Origin of the sequence: Sinomonas atrocyanea, from assembly GCF_001577305.1 — a bacterium.
GTDB lineage: Bacteria > Actinomycetota > Actinomycetes > Actinomycetales > Micrococcaceae > Sinomonas > Sinomonas atrocyanea.
Map to the genome: position 1 here is coordinate 2558074 of NZ_CP014518.1, position 16520 is coordinate 2574593.

At 71.7% G+C, this 16520-nt stretch carries 14 protein-coding genes and 1 tRNA gene; 6 read left to right on the forward strand and 9 right to left on the reverse strand.

The genetic code is table 11. The annotated features are described in order from the left end of the window. Nucleotides 1-24 precede the first annotated feature (24 nt). From gnd to SA2016_RS11775, 4 genes are all read right to left on the reverse strand, one after another. A complete protein-coding gene (gene gnd, locus SA2016_RS11760; RefSeq protein WP_066498229.1) occupies nt 25-1464 on the reverse strand; it encodes an NADP-dependent phosphogluconate dehydrogenase in 1440 nt (479 codons plus the stop codon). 405 nt (nt 1465-1869) lie between these two features. Further along, a tRNA-Val gene (locus SA2016_RS11765) sits at nt 1870-1942 on the reverse strand. Nucleotides 1943-2021: 79 nt separating this feature from the next. Further along, on the reverse strand, nt 2022-2513 hold the full coding sequence (locus tag SA2016_RS11770; RefSeq protein WP_229710814.1) for a peroxiredoxin: 492 nt from the start codon (nt 2511-2513) through the stop codon (nt 2022-2024). After that, nucleotides 2510-2926 (reverse strand): DUF3052 domain-containing protein, encoded by a 417-nt coding sequence (locus SA2016_RS11775; protein WP_066498237.1) that lies wholly within the window; start codon nt 2924-2926, stop codon nt 2510-2512. Before SA2016_RS11775 ends, SA2016_RS11770 begins: the two co-directional genes overlap by 4 nt. Nucleotides 2927-3434: 508 nt before the next feature. Between SA2016_RS11775 and aceE the strand changes: the two genes are divergently transcribed. From aceE to fabF, 6 genes are all read left to right on the forward strand, one after another. After that, nucleotides 3435-6176, forward strand: a complete 2742-nt coding sequence (aceE, locus tag SA2016_RS11780; protein ID WP_066498239.1) for a pyruvate dehydrogenase (acetyl-transferring), homodimeric type — start codon at nt 3435-3437, stop codon at nt 6174-6176. 215 nt (nt 6177-6391) lie between these two features. After that, nucleotides 6392-7630: a PucR family transcriptional regulator gene (locus SA2016_RS11785; RefSeq protein WP_066498241.1), complete on the forward strand. Its 1239-nt coding sequence runs from the start codon at nt 6392-6394 to the stop codon at nt 7628-7630. Between the two features lie 109 nt (nt 7631-7739). Then, nucleotides 7740-8684, forward strand: a complete 945-nt coding sequence (locus SA2016_RS11790; RefSeq protein ID WP_066498242.1) for an ACP S-malonyltransferase — start codon at nt 7740-7742, stop codon at nt 8682-8684. Beyond that, nucleotides 8681-9742, forward strand: coding sequence for a beta-ketoacyl-ACP synthase III (locus SA2016_RS11795; RefSeq protein ID WP_066498243.1), 1062 nt, complete (start codon nt 8681-8683; stop codon nt 9740-9742). Before SA2016_RS11790 ends, SA2016_RS11795 begins: the two co-directional genes overlap by 4 nt. Before the next feature lie 99 nt (nt 9743-9841). Continuing rightward, entirely contained in the window at nt 9842-10087 is a 246-nt protein-coding gene (locus tag SA2016_RS11800) for an acyl carrier protein (protein ID WP_066498244.1), read from the forward strand. Nucleotides 10088-10187: 100 nt separating this feature from the next. Next, nucleotides 10188-11423, forward strand: coding sequence for a beta-ketoacyl-ACP synthase II (fabF, locus tag SA2016_RS11805; RefSeq protein ID WP_066498245.1), 1236 nt, complete (start codon nt 10188-10190; stop codon nt 11421-11423). A gap of 114 nt (nt 11424-11537) precedes the next feature. On the opposite strand, the gene SA2016_RS11810 is transcribed toward fabF, so the two are convergent. The 5 genes from SA2016_RS11810 to SA2016_RS11830 form a co-directional block, all read right to left on the reverse strand. Continuing rightward, on the reverse strand, nt 11538-12041 hold the full coding sequence (locus tag SA2016_RS11810; protein ID WP_066498250.1) for a DUF3145 domain-containing protein: 504 nt from the start codon (nt 12039-12041) through the stop codon (nt 11538-11540). Nucleotides 12042-12242: 201 nt separating this feature from the next. Beyond that, nucleotides 12243-13166, reverse strand: a complete 924-nt coding sequence (locus SA2016_RS11815) for a tyrosine recombinase XerC (RefSeq protein ID WP_066498251.1) — start codon at nt 13164-13166, stop codon at nt 12243-12245. Nucleotides 13167-13274: 108 nt separating this feature from the next. Next, the gene (gene dprA, locus SA2016_RS11820; RefSeq protein ID WP_066498252.1) at nt 13275-14537 is read right to left on the reverse strand and encodes a DNA-processing protein DprA; all 1263 of its coding nucleotides are present in this window, start codon (nt 14535-14537) and stop codon (nt 13275-13277) included. Next, nucleotides 14534-16084: a YifB family Mg chelatase-like AAA ATPase gene (locus SA2016_RS11825; RefSeq protein WP_066498253.1), complete on the reverse strand. Its 1551-nt coding sequence runs from the start codon at nt 16082-16084 to the stop codon at nt 14534-14536. Before SA2016_RS11825 ends, dprA begins: the two co-directional genes overlap by 4 nt. After that, the gene (locus SA2016_RS11830; RefSeq protein WP_066498255.1) at nt 16084-16440 is read right to left on the reverse strand and encodes a YraN family protein; all 357 of its coding nucleotides are present in this window, start codon (nt 16438-16440) and stop codon (nt 16084-16086) included. The genes SA2016_RS11825 and SA2016_RS11830 overlap by 1 nt, the downstream gene beginning before the upstream one ends. Nucleotides 16441-16520 lie beyond the last annotated feature (80 nt).

Sequence of the window (16520 nt, forward strand, 5' to 3'; positions counted from 1 at the left end):
CCAGATGCGGCCCCGGGCGTCCCGTCAGTGCGTGTCGACGGCCGAGATCTCGGAGCGGTCCTCGCCCCAGAGCGTGTGGAAGGTGCCCTCGGTGTCGACGCGGCGGTACGTGTGCGCCCCGAAGAGGTCGCGCTGGCCCTGGATCACGGCGGCGGGGAGCCGCTCGGCCCGCAGGGCGTCGTAGTAGGCCAGCGAGGACGAGAACACCGGCACCGGGATGCCGAGCTGGACGGCCGTGGCCACGACGCGGCGCCAGGCCGGGACGGCCTTCCCCACGGACTCGACGAAGGCCGGGGCGAACAGGAGGTTCGCCGGAGCCTGATCGCCCTTGTAGGCCTCCATGATGACCTTGAGCAGGTCGGCGCGGATGATGCACCCGGCGCGCCACAGCGACGCGATCTCGTCGAGCTTGAGGTCCCAGCCGTACTCCTTGGCGGCGCTGGTGAGCATGTCGAGCCCCTGCGCATAGGAGACGAGCTTGGAGGCGTAGAGGGCCTGGCGCACGTCCTCGACGAAGTCCTCCGGCAGGGCCACCTCGGCCTCGTGGCCGGCGAGGGTCCTCTGGGCGATCTCCCTCTGGGCCGCCTGCGAGGAGATCCCGCGGGCGAACACGGACTCGGCGATGCCGGACACGGGGGAACCGAGGTCGAGGGCGGACTGGACGGTCCAGCGGCCCGTCCCCTTCTGGCCGGCGGCGTCCACGACGACGTCGACGAACGGCTTGCCGGTCTTGGCGTCGACGTGCCCGAGCACCTGCGCCGTGATCTCGATGAGGAAGGAGGACAGGTCGCCCTTGTTCCACTCCTCGAAGATGGCCGCCTGCTCGGCGGGCTCGATCCCGGCGGCGCCGCGGAGGAGGCTGTACGCCTCGCCGATGACCTGCATGTCGGCGTACTCGATGCCGTTGTGCACCATCTTCACGAAGTGGCCCGCGCCGTCGGTGCCGATCCACGCGCAGCAGGGGGCGCCGTCGTCGGCCTTCGCGGAGATCTTCTCGAGGAGGGGGCCGAGCGCGTCGTAGGACTCCTTGGAGCCGCCGGGCATGATGGACGGCCCGTTGAGGGCGCCCTCCTCGCCGCCGGAGACGCCGACGCCCACGAAGTGGAGCCCCTTCTCGGCGAGGGCGGCCTCCCGGCGCCTCGTGTCCTGGTAGTGCGAGTTGCCGCCGTCGATGACGATGTCGCCCTCTTCGAGGAGCGGGACGAGCTGGTCGACGACCGCGTCCACGGGCGCGCCGGCCTTGACCATGATGAGCACCCGACGGGGCTTCTCGAGGGCGTCCACGAGTTCCTGGAGCGTCTCGGTGCGCACGAACTCGCCCTCGTCGCCGTGCTTGGCCAGGAGGGTGTCCGTCTTCTCGACCGACCGGTTGTGCAGCGCGACGGTGAAGCCGTTGCGGGCAAGGTTGCGGGCGAGGTTCGCGCCCATCACCGCAAGGCCGGTGACGCCGATCTGTGCAGACATGTACTCTCCGTCTCTTCGGGGGATCTCAAGCACCAAGGCTAGTTGAGGCACGGAACCCTGGCCTCCGTTTGACATCGTATTTCGGCGCGCCTCACTTTTGGCAATCGATTGCCAAAGATGCCATCACGCAGGCTGCGGGCCAGCGGCACGCGGGGTCTCCGGCCGCTCTCCGCGACATACTGCTCATCTGTTTTGAAATGGGCGGCGTTTCGCCTTATATTCATCTGCAGAGCCTCCCGTCGCGGCAACCCCCCCAATGGCCGCGGCGGGAGGCTCGTTCCATGCTCGGTCACCTCCGGGCAGACGCGGGAATCCGCCGGGCACACGGTGGCAGCACGATCACGATCGCGGCGCGAAGCCGGCAGCGGGAGCCGGAGGGCACGGCGGCGTGCGCCGTGCGAACGGTGGGTCCTACCGGGATCGAACCGATGACATCCACGGTGTAAGCGTGGCGCTCTACCAGCTGAGCTAAAGACCCTCGAGGCCGGCCGCAGAGGCGGTCCGACGGGGTTCAACACTACCGCAGACCCCGGGTGGCCGCTAACAGCGCGGCCGCCCTAGGCGACGGGGGTCCCGGTGATCTGGGCGAGGGCCCGGCGGTACTCGGCGATGTCGCGGGCCTGCCCCCGGGGATTGACGACGCGGTAGCGCACCACACCTTCGGCATCGAGGATGAAGGTGCCGCGCAGGGCCATGCCGTCCCGGTCGTCGAAGACGCCGTAGCGCTGCGCCACCTCGCCGTGCGGCCAGAAGTCGGCCAGGAGCGAGAACTCGTAGCCCTCGGACGCCGCGTAGGCCCGCTGGGCGAACTTGCTGTCCACCGAGATCGCGAGGACCTCGCAGTCAACCTTGGCGAAGGCGTCCCAGCCGTCCCGCACCTCGCAGAGCTCGCCCGTGCAGATCCCCGAGAACGCAAAGGGGAAGAAGATCACTACGACGGGCCTGCCGCGGAACGACGAGAGCCGCACGGGCTCGCCGTACTGGTTGGGCAGCTCGAAATCGGGGGCAGTCTCCCCCACCGCGGGCGCGGCGCCCGCCGCGGCGCTCACTGCTTCTTCCGCACGAGGCGCGTCGCGCTCCAGTCCTTCGAGACCCCCACCGAGGAGGTGGAGTGAAGGCCCGCCGTCGGGGCCGACTCCTGGACCTCGACCGGGCGCACGTGCCCGTCACGGCCCTGCTTGGGCGTCAGGAGCCAGACGACGCCCGCCTCGTTGAGGGTGGTCTGCGCGTCCATGAGCATGTCGACGAGGTCGCCGTCGCCCTCGCGCCACCACACGATCACACCGTCGACGACGTCGTGGTCCTCCTCGTCGAGGAGGTCGGAGCCGACCTGCTCCTCGATCGCCTCGCGCAGACCGAAGTCCACGTCCTCGTCGTAGCCGAACTCCTGGATCAGGTCACCGTCCTTGAAACCCAATCGCGCCGCCACATTGCTGCCCGCGGCGGTGTCGGTCTCGCCCACGTCGTCTCCTCCTCGTCTCTGCTGTGCCCTGAGGCACTGTCCCGGCAGGCCGCGAGTGCCGCATCCGCCGGATGCGGCGCAGCACACAGCCTGCCGTAGCTATAAGCCAACTACGTTTGGCCCGCAGCTTCAAGCACGTGCCGCGTGGAGGCGCGCCCCGCCGGGCTCCGTTGCCGCCGTTCAGCGCGGTATTCTCCTCCGATCGCCCTCGCGCGGCCCCCGCGGGAGGAGCGCCCCGGGGCCCTCGCCCCGGTGGAGAGGCGCCGCCGCCGTTGGCCGGGGCACCACGCTGGCGGCGCGAACATGACCGGGTACCGCCGCCTCCGGCTAACAGTCCCTTCCCGCGCGCGGCTAGAGTGGCATCTGAGTGCCCGGCGCCCGGCAGACCCCTCCGGCCGCGCGGCGCTCAGAGTACCAACGGCCCTGCACGCACAGGGCACCGCGACGAGACTGCCCGCATCCGGCTGCCACCAGCTCCGGCCCTACGGGCTCGAAGAGAGGTTTGGACGTGTCTGTAGGAGAGGAAACCTCGCACATCCTCAGCGGCCTGACGAATCAGCTGCCGGACCGCGATCCCGAAGAGACCGCCGAATGGGTTGAGTCCCTCGACTCCCTGATCGAGGAACACGGCACCGAGCGCGCGCAGTACATCATGCGCAGCCTCCTGCAGCGGGCCGGTTCGCGCAGTGTCGGAGTCCCGATGGTCACCACCACGGACTTCGTGAACACCATCCCGGCCGACCAGGAGCCCGAGTACCCGGGCAACGAGGAGTTCGAGCGCCGCTACCGCGCGTACATGCGCTGGAACGCCGCGATCATGGTCCACCGGGCCCAGCGCCCCGGCATCGGCGTCGGCGGCCACATCTCCACCTACGCCGGTGCGGCCACGCTCTACGAGGTGGGCTTCAACCACTTCTTCCGCGGCAAGGACCACCCCGGCGGCGGCGACCAGGTCTTCTTCCAGGGCCACGCCTCCCCGGGCATGTACGCCCGCGCGTTTATGGAGGGCCGCCTCACCGAGGAGGACCTCGACGGGTTCCGCCAGGAGAAGTCGAAGGAGGGCCACGCGCTCTCCTCCTATCCGCACCCGCGCATGATGCCGGAGTTCTGGGAGTTCCCCACGGTCTCCATGGGCATCGGCCCGATGAACGCGATCTACCAGGCGCAGACCAACCGCTACCTCCACAACCGCGGGATCAAGGACACCTCGGACCAGCACGTCTGGGCGTTCCTCGGCGACGGGGAGATGGACGAGCCGGAGTCCCGCGGCCTGCTCCAGCTCGCGGCGAACGAGAACCTGGACAACCTCACGTTCGTGGTCAACTGCAACCTCCAGCGCCTCGACGGGCCGGTGCGCGGTAACGGCAAGATCATCCAGGAGCTCGAGGCGTTCTTCCGCGGCGCCGGCTGGAACGTCATCAAGGTCATCTGGGGCCGCGAGTGGGACTCCCTGCTCGCCCGCGACGACAACAACCAGCTCGTCAAGATCATGAACGAGACGCTCGACGGCGACTACCAGACGTACAAGGCGGAGTCCGGCGGATTCGTCCGGGACCACTTCTTCGGCAAGACCCCGGAGACCAAGGAGCTCGTCGCTGACTACACGGACGAGCAGATCTGGAACCTCAAGCGCGGCGGCCACGACTACTGGAAGGTCTACGCGGCCTACAAGGCGGCCACCGAGTTCAAGGGCAAGCCGACGGTGGTGCTCGCCATGACGGTCAAGGGCTACGGCCTGGGCCCGCACTTCGAGGGCCGCAACGCGACCCACCAGATGAAGAAGATGACGCTGGGCGACCTCAAGGACTTCCGCGACCACCTGCGCATCCCGATCACCGACGAGCAGCTCGAGGCCAACCCCTACGAGCCCCCGTACTACCACCCCGGGCAGGACTCGCCCGAGATCCAGTACATGATGGAGCGGCGCAAGGCGCTCGGCGGCTTCCTGCCCGAGCGGCGCGACCCCCATGAGGGCATCGCGCTGCCGGCCGAGAAGTCGTTCGAGGTCGCCAAGCGCGGCTCGGGCAAGCAGCAGGCCGCCACGACCATGGCGTTCGTGCGCCTGCTCAAGGACCTCATGCGGGACAAGGAGTTCGGCAAGCGGATCGTGCCGATCGTCCCGGACGAGGCGCGCACGTTCGGCATGGACGCGTTCTTCCCCACGGCGAAGATCTACAACCCCAAGGGCCAGAACTACCTCTCGGTGGACCGCGACCTCGTCCTGGCCTACAAGGAGGCGCCCGAGGGCCAGATCCTGCACGCCGGGATCAACGAGGCCGGCTCGATCGCGGCCTTCACCGCCGCGGGCACGTCCTACGCGACGCACGGCGAGACGCTCGTGCCGGTCTACGTCTTCTACTCGATGTTCGGCTTCCAGCGCACCGGCGACGGGATCTGGGCTGCGGCGGACCAGATGGCGCGCGGGTTCATCATCGGCGCCACCGCGGGCCGGACCACGCTCACGGGCGAGGGGACGCAGCACGCCGACGGGCACTCGCCCCTGCTCGCCTCGACCAACCCCGCGGTCGTCACGTACGACCCCGCCTACGGGTATGAGATCGGGCACATCGTCAAGGCCGGGCTCGAGCGCATGTACGGCGGCAAGCACCCGCAGCCGAACGTCATGTACTACCTCACCGTCTACAACGAGCCGATCGTCCAGCCGGCCGAGCCCGACGAGCTCGACGTCGAAGGCCTGCTCAAGGGCATCTACCTGCTGGCCCCGGCCAAGATCGACGGGCCGCGCACGCAGCTGCTGGCCTCGGGCGTCTCCGTGCCGTGGGCCCTCGAGGCCCAGAAGATCCTCGCCGACGAGTGGGGCGTCTCGGCCGACGTGTGGAGCGTGACCTCCTGGAGCGAGCTGCGCCGCGACGGCCTCGCCGCCGAGGAGGAGGCCTTCCTCCACCCGGAGAAGGAGGCTCGCGTGCCGTTCGTCACGCAGCAGCTCGCCGGGGCGACCGGCCCGATCGTGGCCGTCACGGACTACATGAAGGCCGTGCCGGACCAGATCCGCCAGTTCCTCCCGAACGAGTTCGCGACCCTCGGCGCCGATGACTTCGGCTTCGCCGACACGCGCGCCGCCGCACGGCGGTACTTCCACATCGACGCGCACTCCGTGGTGGTGCGGGCGCTGCAGATGCTCGCCCGCCGCGGCGAGGTCGACGCCGACGCGCCCCGCCAGGCCTTCGAGCGGTACCGCCTCCTCGATGTGAACGCCGGCACCACCGGCAACGCGGGCGGCGAGAGCTAGCCCGCGGCGCTCGCGGCGCACATCGGCCGCCTGCAGGCGACCATCCGACGACGGCGGCCCTCCCCACTCCGGGGAGGGCCGCCGTCGTGCGTAGCGGAGGGCGCCCCGGAACCGTGCGGCCGCCCGAGTCCGCAGCCGCGTGTGGCATGGCACACCGGCGCTTGTAGCCTTCACACAAAACTGGTTCCCACCTGAGCGCTCGCTATGCTCTTCCCATGGCCCAGCCGCAGCATTCCCCCGCAACCCCGCCGAACGGGAAGCTGACCATCTCGCCGGCGAAGGCCGAGACGGTCAAGAAGCTGCGGGCCAACGTCGGGCAGCTCTCCACGAGCACCATGCGGGAGCTCGAGCGGTCCCTGCCGTGGTACTCCCGGCTGAGCGCGGACGAGCGCTCCGCCCTCGGGCTCGTGGCCCAGAACGGGATCGCGGCGTTCGTCACCTGGTACGAGCGTCCCACCCTGCCCACCTGGATCCTCTCCGACGTATTCGGCACCGCCCCGACGGAGCTCACGCGCTCCATCAGCCTGCAGAAGGCGCTCCAGCTGATCCGCATCGTGGTCGAGACCGTCGAGGACCAGGTGCCGCACCTCGCCCCCGAAGAGGACCAGCCGGCGCTGCGGGAGGCCGTGCTGCGCTACTCCCGCGAGGTGGCCTTCGCCGCGGCGGACGTCTACGCGCGCGCCGCCGAGACCCGGGGATCGTGGGACACCCGCCTCGAAGCCCTCATCGTCGATGCGATCCTGCGCGGGGAGAACACGGACGCCCTGAGGTCCCGCATCGCGGCGCTCGGATGGAAGGCCCAGGAGCGCTTCACGGTCATGGTGGGCTCCTCCCCGCTCGAGCCCAGCCCGACCTATGTGGGCGAGCTGCGGCGGATCGCGGGCCGGCACGCCCAGGACGCCCTGGTCGGCATCCAGGGCGACCGCCTGATCCTCATCCTCGGCGGCCTGCAGGAGCCGGCGACGGCCATGGCGCGCCTGGCCGAGCTCTTCGCCCCCGGCCCGGTGGTGTACGGGCCGGAGGCCGCGACCCTGACCGAGGCGAGCACCTCCGCCCAGGCGGCCTTCGCGGGCCTGTCCGCCGCCCGGGCCTGGCCCAACGCCCCGCGCCCCGTCGCGGCGGACGACCTGCTTCCGGAGCGGGTGGCGGCCGGCGACGACGCCGCCCGCCGCGCCCTCGTCCAGAAGATCTACCGCCCCCTGGTGGCAGCCTCCAATGGGCTGGTCGAGACCCTTAGTGCCTACTTCGAACTGGGCCACTCGCTCGAGGCGACGGCGCGGGAGCTGTTCGTCCACGCCAACACCGTCCGCTACCGGCTGCGCCGCGTCTGCGACGTCACCGGGTGGGACCCGCTCCTGCCCCGCGAGGCGTTCGTCCTGCAGACCGCGCTCGTCGTGGGACGTCTCGCCGCGGCCCCGAAACCGCCCCCCGAACGGCATCCGCAGCGGTCCTGAGTCGGGGTTGCCGCCGCGAGCACGTTGTAGACTTCCCACAAACCGCATGGAGGAGCTTCGTGCGCGCTCTCCCCACTCAGAGCACCCCCGATTTGGAAAGCTTGGTGACGTGCTAGCAATTGTCTGCCCTGGACAGGGCTCCCAGACGCCCGGATTCCTGGCCCCCTGGCTCGAGCTGCCCTCCGTCGCCGACCGCCTCGGGGCCCTCGGCGAGGTGGTTGGCCTCGATCTCGTGGCGCACGGGACGACCTCGGACGAGGAGACGATCAAGGACACCGCGGTGGCCCAGCCGCTCATCGTGGCCGCTGGCATTGTCGCTGCCGAGGCGATGTTCGACGCCGAGCTCTCCGACCTGCCCGTCGTGCTCGCCGGACACTCGGTCGGTGAGATCACCGCGTCCGCCCTCGCCGGCGTGCTCAGCGCCGAGGACGCCATGCGCTTCGTCGGCGTCCGTGCCCGGGGCATGGCCAAGGCCGCCGCAGTCACCCCCACCGGGATGAGCGCGGTCGTGGGCGGAGACCGCGACGAGGTCCTCGCCGCGATCGCCGCCGCGGGCGCCGAGCCGGCCAATGTCAACGGCGGCGGCCAGATCGTCGCCGCCGGCACGTTCGAGGCCCTCAAGCAGCTCGCGGACAATCCGCCGGCCAAGGCCCGCGTCATCCCCCTCAAGGTGGCCGGTGCCTTCCACACGCAGCACATGGCCTCGGCCGTGGCGGACCTCGAGGCCCTCCGGCCCGAGCTGGCCGTCAGCGATCCGGCCGTTCCCCTGCTCTCGAACTTCGACGGTGCGGAGGTCGCCTCGGGCGAGGCCGCGCTCGAGAGCCTCATCGCCCAGGTCTCCCGCCCGGTGCGCTGGGACCTGTGCATGGAGACGCTCGCTGCGCGCGGCGTCACCGGCGTGATCGAGCTCGCCCCCGCAGGCACGCTCGTCGGCCTCGCGAAGCGGGGCATGCCCGGCATCAAGACCGTGGCGGTCAAGGGACCCTCCGACGTCGACGCGGCCCTCGAGCTCTTCGCCGCCGATGACGCCAGCAGCGACAAGGAGACCGTGTGAGCACCCCGACACTCAAGCAGGCCGAGACGCACGCGTACGCGCGCATCCTCGGCATCGGCGCCTACCGCCCGTCGGTCGTCGTCACCAATGACGACGTCTGCCAGTGGATCGACTCCTCGGACGAATGGATCCGCCAGCGCACCGGCATCGTGACCCGCCGCCGCGCCCCCGAGGACGTGAGCGTCCTCGACATGGCAGAGGGCGCCTCCCGCGATGCCCTCGCCTCGGCAGGCATCGAGGCGAACCAGCTCGGCGCCGTCATCGTCTCGACCGTGTCCCACCCCTACGCGACCCCGTCCGCGGCCGCCGCCCTGGCGGACCGCCTCGGGGCCACGCCGGCACCCGCCTACGACATCTCCGCCGCGTGCGCCGGATACTGCTACGGCATCGCCCAGGGCGACGCGCTGGTCCGCTCCGGCGCGGCCGACTACGTGCTCGTGGTCGGCGCCGAGAAGCTCAGCGACTTCATCGACAACACCGAGCGAAGCATCTCCTTCCTGCTCGGCGACGGCGCGGGCGCCGTCGTGATCGGCCCCTCCGAGACGCCCGGCATCGGTCCCTCGGTGTGGGGCTCGGACGGCAGCAAGTGGAATGTCATCGGCATGACGCACTCGCTCCTGGACGTCCGCGACCTCTCGGACGAGGCCGAGCACAACGGCGCGAGCAACGCGGCCGCGGTGCTGGGCACGGAGGCGAAGATCTGGCCGACCCTGCGCCAGGACGGACAGAGCGTCTTCCGCTGGGCCGTCTGGGAGATGGCCAAGGTGGCCCGGAGGGCGCTCGACGCCGCGGGCATCGAGCCTGAGGACCTCGCCGCGTTCATCCCGCACCAGGCGAACATGCGCATCATCGACGAGATGGTCAAGCAGCTCAAGCTGCCCGAGACGGTCATCGTCGGCCGGGACATCGCCGAGTCGGGGAACACCTCCGCGGCCTCGATCCCCCTCGCGACGGTGCGGCTGCTCGACGAGCACCCCGACCTCCACGGCAAGCTGGCACTGCAGATCGGCTTCGGCGCGGGCCTCGTCTTCGGCGCCCAGGTCGTCGTCCTCCCCTGAGACCGCGGCACGGCCCCCGGGCCGTGCTGAGACCACGCCGCGCACAGCGGCTGGAACCCTGATCCGGCGGACCGCCGGGAACCGAGAAAAGGAGCCGACATGGCAACCAACGAAGAGATCCTCGCCGGTCTGGCCGAGATCGTCAACGAGGAGACGGGGCTCGCCACCGACGCCGTCCAGCTCGACAAGTCGTTCACCGACGACCTCGACATCGACTCGATCTCGATGATGACCATCGTGGTCAACGCCGAGGAGAAGTTCGGCGTCCGCATCCCGGACGAGGAGGTCAAGAACCTCACCACGGTTGGCGACGCCGTCGACTTCATCGCCAAGGCCCAGGCCTAAGGGCCTCGCGCCCCGGCGGCCGGCGCCCCTGCGCCGGCCGCCCCCTGTTGACGAGGCCAGGGCCTTCTGGCCTCATCCCGCACCACGAAAGTAGCGAAGCATGGCGCGCAAAGTTGTTGTGACCGGCCTTGGTGCCACGACGCCCATCGGCGGCGACGTCCCCACCCTGTGGCAGAACGCCCTCAAGGGCGTCTCGGGCGTCCGCAGGCTCACCGATGACTGGGTCGAGCAGTACGAGCTGCCGGTCAAGATTGCCGCCAAGCTCTCCACCCCTGCCGACCAGGTGCTCAGCCGGGTCGAGATGAAGCGCATGGACCCGTCCACCCAGTACGGCGTGATCGCGGCCCGCGAGGCCTGGCGGGACTCCGGCATCGAAGAGATCGACCACGACCGCCTCGCGGTCGCCTTCGCCACCGGGATCGGCGGCGTCTGGACCCTGCTCAACGGGTGGGACACGCTCAAGGAGAAGGGCCCGCGCCGGGTCCTTCCGATGACCGTGCCGATGCTGATGCCCAACGGCGTGGCCGCGGCGGTCAGCCTCGACCTCGGCGCGCGGGCCGGCGCCCACACCCCCGTGTCTGCGTGTGCATCCGGCACCGAGGCCATGGCCGTGGGCCAGGAGCTCATCCGCGCCGGCAAGGCCGACGTCGTGATGGTCGGGGGCGCGGAGGCCGCGATCCACCCGATGCCGCTCGCCTCCTTCGCGGCGATGCAGGCGCTCTCCAAGCGCAACGACGACCCCGAGCACGCCTCCCGCCCCTACGACCTCGACCGCGACGGCTTCGTCATGGGCGAAGGGGCGGGCGCGCTCGTGCTCGAGGCGGAGGAGCACGCCCTCGCGCGCGGCGCCCGCATCTACGCTGAGCTCGCCGGCACGTCGGTCACGGCCGACGCGTACCACATCACCGCGCCGGATCCGGAGGGCCTGGGCGCCACCCGTGCGCTCAAGGCCGCGATGTTCGACGCTCGCGTCCAGCCGGAGGACGTGGTGCACGTCAACGCTCACGCGACCTCGACGCCGGTCGGCGACAAGCCCGAGTACACCGCGCTCAGGGCCGCGCTCGGCACCCACGTGGACAATGTGGCGGTCTCTGCGACGAAGTCGCAGATGGGCCACCTCCTCGGCGCCTCCGGTGCCGTCGAGGCCGTCCTCACCGTCCTCGCCGTGCAGGAGCGACGCGCTCCCGCCACGATCAACCTCGACCACCAGGACCCGGAGATCCCGCTCGATGTGGTCACCACAGCACGGGACCTCCCGCAGGGGGACATCGTCGCCCTCAGCAACTCCTTCGGCTTCGGCGGCCACAACGCGGTCGTGGTGATCCGCAACCACTGACGCGGACACGCCGAGAACGCGCCAACGGGGAGGGGGCCAGTCGGATGACTGGCCCCCTCCCCGTTGGTGTCACACAGACGCAGACAGGTGGGACAGGTGAGGCTGGGGCGGTGGTCAGCCGACCTGGTGGAGCCAGCGGACCGGTGCGCCCTCGGCGGCGTGGCGGAACGGCTCGAGCTCCTCGTCCCAGGCCTCGCCGAGGGCGAGGGAGAGCTCGTGGTAGACGGCCGCCGCGTCCCCGCCTGCAGACTCGTAGGCGTACCGGATGCGGTCTTCGGAGATGACGATGTTGCCGTGGACGTCGGTCATGGCGTGGAAGATGCCGAGCTCGGGGGTGTGCGACCACCGGCCGCCGTCCACGCTGGGGCTCGGCTCCTCCGTGACCTCGTAGCGCAGGTGGGCCCAGCCGCGCAGGGCCGAGGCGAGCTGGGCGCCGGTCCCGGGCTTGCCGATCCACGACAGCTCGGCACGGAACATTCCCGGAGCGGCAGGCTGCGCCGTCCAGTCGAGATCCGTCCGCTTGTCCACCACCGAGCTGATGGCCCACTCGACGTGCGGGCACAGCGCGCTCGGTGCCGAGTGCACGAACAGCAGACCACGGGTCATCACTGCAGACATTCCATCCTCCATCGCTGTCGGTACGTCTTCCCCTACGACCGTCAGCTGGCGGATCCAGCGATGCGTGGCTATTGAGTTGTCCCTCCGGGAGGAGGTGCCCCACGTCCGTAAGGCGCGGGACCCGCTCCGACCGGGGCTTCGCGACCATTCTGCCGGACGAATCTGCCAGATGCCAGTAGGCCCCGCCAGTGTGGCAGCAGGCTATGCGCGCGGATGGGACGCCAAGTAGCTCGCCCGCAGCCGTTCGACGGACACGTGGGTGTACAGCTGGGTGGTGGCCAGGCTGGCGTGCCCGAGGAGCTCCTGGACGCTGCGGAGGTCGGCGCCCCCGTCGAGGAGGTGGGTCGCGGCGGTGTGGCGGAGGGCGTGCGGACCGCTGGCCGAGGTGTCGCCGAGCCCCCTCAGGGCGCGGTCGACGACGGTCCGTGCCTGACGCTGCCCGAGCCGGCCGCCGCGGGCGCCGAGGAAGAGGGCAGCGCCGCTGGCACTGGTCGTGAGCGCCGTCCGCGCGCCGAGCCAGCGGGTGAGGGCGTCCGCGGCAGGGACCCCGAAGGGTACCGTCCTCTCCTTGTTGCCCTTGCCGAGCACCCGGATGGTGCGACGGCCGAAGTCCGCGTCGTCGACGTCGAGGGCCACGAGTTCGCCGATCCGCACCCCCGTCGCGTACAGGAGCTCGACCAGGGCCAGGTCCCTCACGGCCACCGGGTCGCCCTCGGCGGCGGCCGCAGCGGCGCCATCCAGCAACCGTTCGGCCTGATCCCGTTGCAGGACCTCGGGCAGGTGCGCCTGCCGCTTGGGGGCCGCGAGCCGGATCGATGGGTCCGCGTCCAGGTGGCCTTCCCTGGCGGCCCACGCAAGGAACGAGCGCGCAGCGGCCGACCGCCGCGCCAGGGTCGACCTCGCGAGCCCCGCCTCGCTCTGGCGGCCGAGCCAGCGGCGGAGCATGGCCAGGTCGAGTGCCCGCAGGTCCACGGCGCCGTCCTCGGCGGCGGAGGCGAGCATCGAGGTGAGGTCCGACTCGTAGGCGCGCACCGTGTGGGCTGAGCGGCCGCGTTCCAGGGCGAGATGGCGCAGGTACGACCGCAGGGGGCCATCCAGCCCCTCGGGCACTGCACCGGCGTCCATGGAGCCTCCTCGTCGTGGCCTTCGGGCCTCCTCCATCCTTCGCGGCCGCCGCTGCAGCGGCAAGCCCGACACGCACAGCGCGGGACAGGTCCGGCCGGAGCATGGCTCTCACGCCTGCCTGCTGCGCCTCCAGCCGCCCTCGGACCGCTCGCACAGGCCCACGAGGGACAGCCGTCCCAGTCCTGCCCGGATCTCGGCCTCGCTCAGGCCCGCGACCACCGCGAGGCTCTCCACCGCCGCGCCCCGCCGCACGGGCAGCGCCTCGAGCACCATGAGGTCGACGAGCGAGAGCCCGTCATGGGCGCGAGCGGGTGCTGACGGGTCCTCCGCGAGGCCCTCCCCCGACGGTGCCACCAGTTCGTAGGCCTCCTTGGCGTCGGTGACGCAGGCGGCGCCGTCCCGGATGAGCCGGTGGCATCCGGCCGAGTTCGCGCTGTAGACCGAGCCCGGGACAGCGGCGACGTGCCGGCCGAGGTCCACAGCCCTGCGGGCCGTGCTGAGAGCCCCGGAGCGCCATCTCGCCTCCACCACCACGGTCAGGGCGGACATCGCCGCAATGAGGCGGTTCCGTTTGAGGAAACGGTGCTTGGAGGGCGAGGCACCGGGGGGCAGCTCGGAGACGAGATGGCCCCGCCGGGCAACCTCCCGGAGCAGCTCCTCGTTGCCCGTGGGGTAGTAGCGATCCACGCCCCCAGCCATGACGGCGACCGTGGGGACGCCGGCCGCGGAGGAAGACAGTGCGGCCCGGTGCGCCTGTCCGTCGATGCCGTAGGCGCCTCCGCTGACCACCGTCAGCCCGAGGTCCGCCACGCCGCGGGCCAGCTCCCCTGCGACCGAGATCCCATAGCCTGTGGCGTCGCGTGATCCGACGACGGCCACGCTGCGCTCGGCCGCCGGGAGCGGTTCGTCACCGCGGACCCACAGGCACAGCGGGCCCTCGGCGCCGAGTCCGAGGAGCCCGGCCGGCCATTCGGCGTCCTCGGGGATCACGAGCCGGCCGCCGAGCCGTGCCGTCGCCTCCAGGTCCCGTTCGGGAGCGAGGTGCTGCACCCGCGGGGCCCACCGCTCGAGGGCGCCGGCCAGGGCGCCGGGCCGGGCCGCGGCCGCCCGCGGCCCAGACGCTCTCCCGGGATCAGGGCCGGCCGCGTCCTCGAGGGCCGTCCCGAGGGCGGCCAGATCCGCGGCTGGTGCGCGCCCCGAGGCGATCCGGAGGGCTTCCTCGGGGCCGAACGCCGCCACGAGCAGCACGCCCACGGGATCGAGGGGCTCGAAGAGCCGTGACAGGGCTGCCCTGGCGATCCGTACCTGATCCGTCCCGTTCCCCTCCCCGGCCACGGCCCAGCCGCCGCGCCCCTGGTGTCCCGGAGTCATGCCGCCACCGCCTGCCGGAGGAGGAGCGCCTGCCCCACCTCATCGCCCCCTGGCCGGTCGAGCCCTGCCAGGTCCGCGATGGACCAGGCGAGTCGGAGGACCCGGTCGAAGCCCCGGGCGGTGAGGGTGTTCGCCACCATCGCCCGGTCCAGCAGCGCGGTGGCCGCCGGATCGAGGCGGAGCTGGCCGCGCAGAAGGCGTCCGGGCACCTGGGCATTGGTCTCGAGCCCGTACTGCTGGAGCCGCTCAGCCTGCCGGCGACGGGCGGCGAGGATGCGGGGAGCGACGTCCGCCGTGGCCTCGCCCGCCGGCGCCTGCCCGAAGTCGATGGCCGAGACCTTGTTCACGCGCAGCTGGATGTCCACTCTGTCCAGCAGCGGTCCGGAGAGGCGCCCGAAGTAGCGCCGCTTGGCCTGCGCGGTGCAGGTGCACTCGAGTGCCTTGCCCGTCCCCTTCCCGCACGGGCAGGGGTTCGCGGCGACCACGAGCTGGAAGCGCGCAGGGTAGGCCGCGGCGCCCGCGGCGCGGTGGATCACGAGCTCGCCGCTCTCGAGCGGCTGCCGGAGGGAGTCGAGCACCCGACGCTCGTACTCGGGAGCCTCGTCGAGGAAGAGGACGCCACGGTGCGCGCGGGAGGCCGCCCCGGGCCGCGGGATGCCCGTGCCTCCCCCGATGATGGCGGGGGCGCTCGCGGTGTGGTGCGGGCTCTCGAAGGGCGGACGGCGGATGAGGGCACTCGTTCCGGGCTCGCCCGAGAGGGAGTGGATCGCGGTGACCTCCATGGCCGCCTCGTCGTCGAGGTCGGGGAGGATCCCGGGGAGCCGCTCGGCGAGCATCGTCTTGCCGGCCCCGGGCGGTCCCACGAGCATGATGTGGTGGCCGCCGGCCGCCGCCACCTCGACGGCGGCGCGGGCCTCTGACTGGCCCGCGACGTCCCTCAGGTCGGGGACGGCGAGCGGGCGGGGCGCGGGCCGTCCGCTGTCCTCGTCCGGACCCGTACCGCCGTCCTCGCAGGAGGGCACCGCGACCGCCTCGGGATCGGCTCCGAGGTCGAGGGCGAGCTGCCCGAGGGACTCGTAGGCGTGCACCCGGGCCCCGGGGACGAGCGAGGCCTCGCGGGCGTTGGCGCCGGCAACCACGACGTCGGGGCGTCCGCCCCGTACGGCCGCCATGACCGCCGGGAGCACGCCGCGCACGGGCCGGAGCCTGCCGTCGAGGCCCAGCTCGGCGAGGAACACGACGCCGGCTGGCGGCCGCAGGTCTCCCGCGGCCGCGAGCGACGCCACCGCGATCGCCAGGTCGAAGCCCGTGCCACGCTTGGGCAGGGAGGCCGGGATCAGGTTGACGGTGAGCTTGCGCCGGCTCAGGGGCAGGCCGCTGTTCTTGGCGGCGCTGCGGATCCGCTCGCGGGCCTCGCTCAGCGCCGAGTCCGGCAGGCCGAGGAGGACGAAGCTGGGCAGCGTCTGGCCGATGTCTGCCTCGACCTCGACGAGGTAGCCGTTCAGGCCTACGAGGGCCACACCGAGCGCGCGCCCGACGCCCGCCATCAGGCCACGCCCCGCAGGTGCTCGATCCTGGCCGCCTCGCCGTCCCGCCCGGTGACGGCGATGACGTCCACGCGCCTGGCCCTCGCCCGGAGCCCGTGCCCCTCAGCCCACGCCGCGAGCAGACGCACGAGCCGGCCGAGCTTGGCGGCGTCGACGGCCTCGAACGGGTGCCCGTAGTCCCAGGAGCGGCGGGCCTTCACCTCGACCGCGACGAGGGTCCCGCCCTCCGAGGCGACAATGTCCAGCTCGCCGTCCCGGCACCGCCAATTGCGGTCCAGGATGGCGGCGCCGGCCGTCCGCAGGTACTCTTCCGCGAGGCGTTCCCCGCGCTGACCGAGTCTGTCCTTGGCTCTCATGGGACCAGACTCGCGCCGGAGAGGACCGCTCGGCCGGCGGCGGGAGGCCCATGTGGGCAACTCGCCCACGGGGTCGGCTG

Excerpts from the sequence above, each read along its gene's own strand:
- SA2016_RS11825 (WP_066498253.1), bottom strand. The coding sequence starts at position 16,084 with ATGGCGGGCGTCGGGCGCGCGCTCGGTGTGGCCCTCGTAGGCCTGAAC.
- gnd (WP_066498229.1), bottom strand. The coding sequence starts at position 1,464 with ATGTCTGCACAGATCGGCGTCACCGGCCTTGCGGTGATGGGCGCGAAC.
- fabF (WP_066498245.1), top strand. The coding sequence starts at position 10,188 with ATGGCGCGCAAAGTTGTTGTGACCGGCCTTGGTGCCACGACGCCCATC.
- SA2016_RS11815 (WP_066498251.1), bottom strand. The coding sequence starts at position 13,166 with ATGGACGCCGGTGCAGTGCCCGAGGGGCTGGATGGCCCCCTGCGGTCG.
- dprA (WP_066498252.1), bottom strand. The coding sequence starts at position 14,537 with ATGACTCCGGGACACCAGGGGCGCGGCGGCTGGGCCGTGGCCGGGGAG.
- SA2016_RS11810 (WP_066498250.1), bottom strand. The coding sequence starts at position 12,041 with ATGTCTGCAGTGATGACCCGTGGTCTGCTGTTCGTGCACTCGGCACCG.
- SA2016_RS11830 (WP_066498255.1), bottom strand. The coding sequence starts at position 16,440 with ATGAGAGCCAAGGACAGACTCGGTCAGCGCGGGGAACGCCTCGCGGAA.
- SA2016_RS11800 (WP_066498244.1), top strand. The coding sequence starts at position 9,842 with ATGGCAACCAACGAAGAGATCCTCGCCGGTCTGGCCGAGATCGTCAAC.
- SA2016_RS11785 (WP_066498241.1), top strand. The coding sequence starts at position 6,392 with ATGGCCCAGCCGCAGCATTCCCCCGCAACCCCGCCGAACGGGAAGCTG.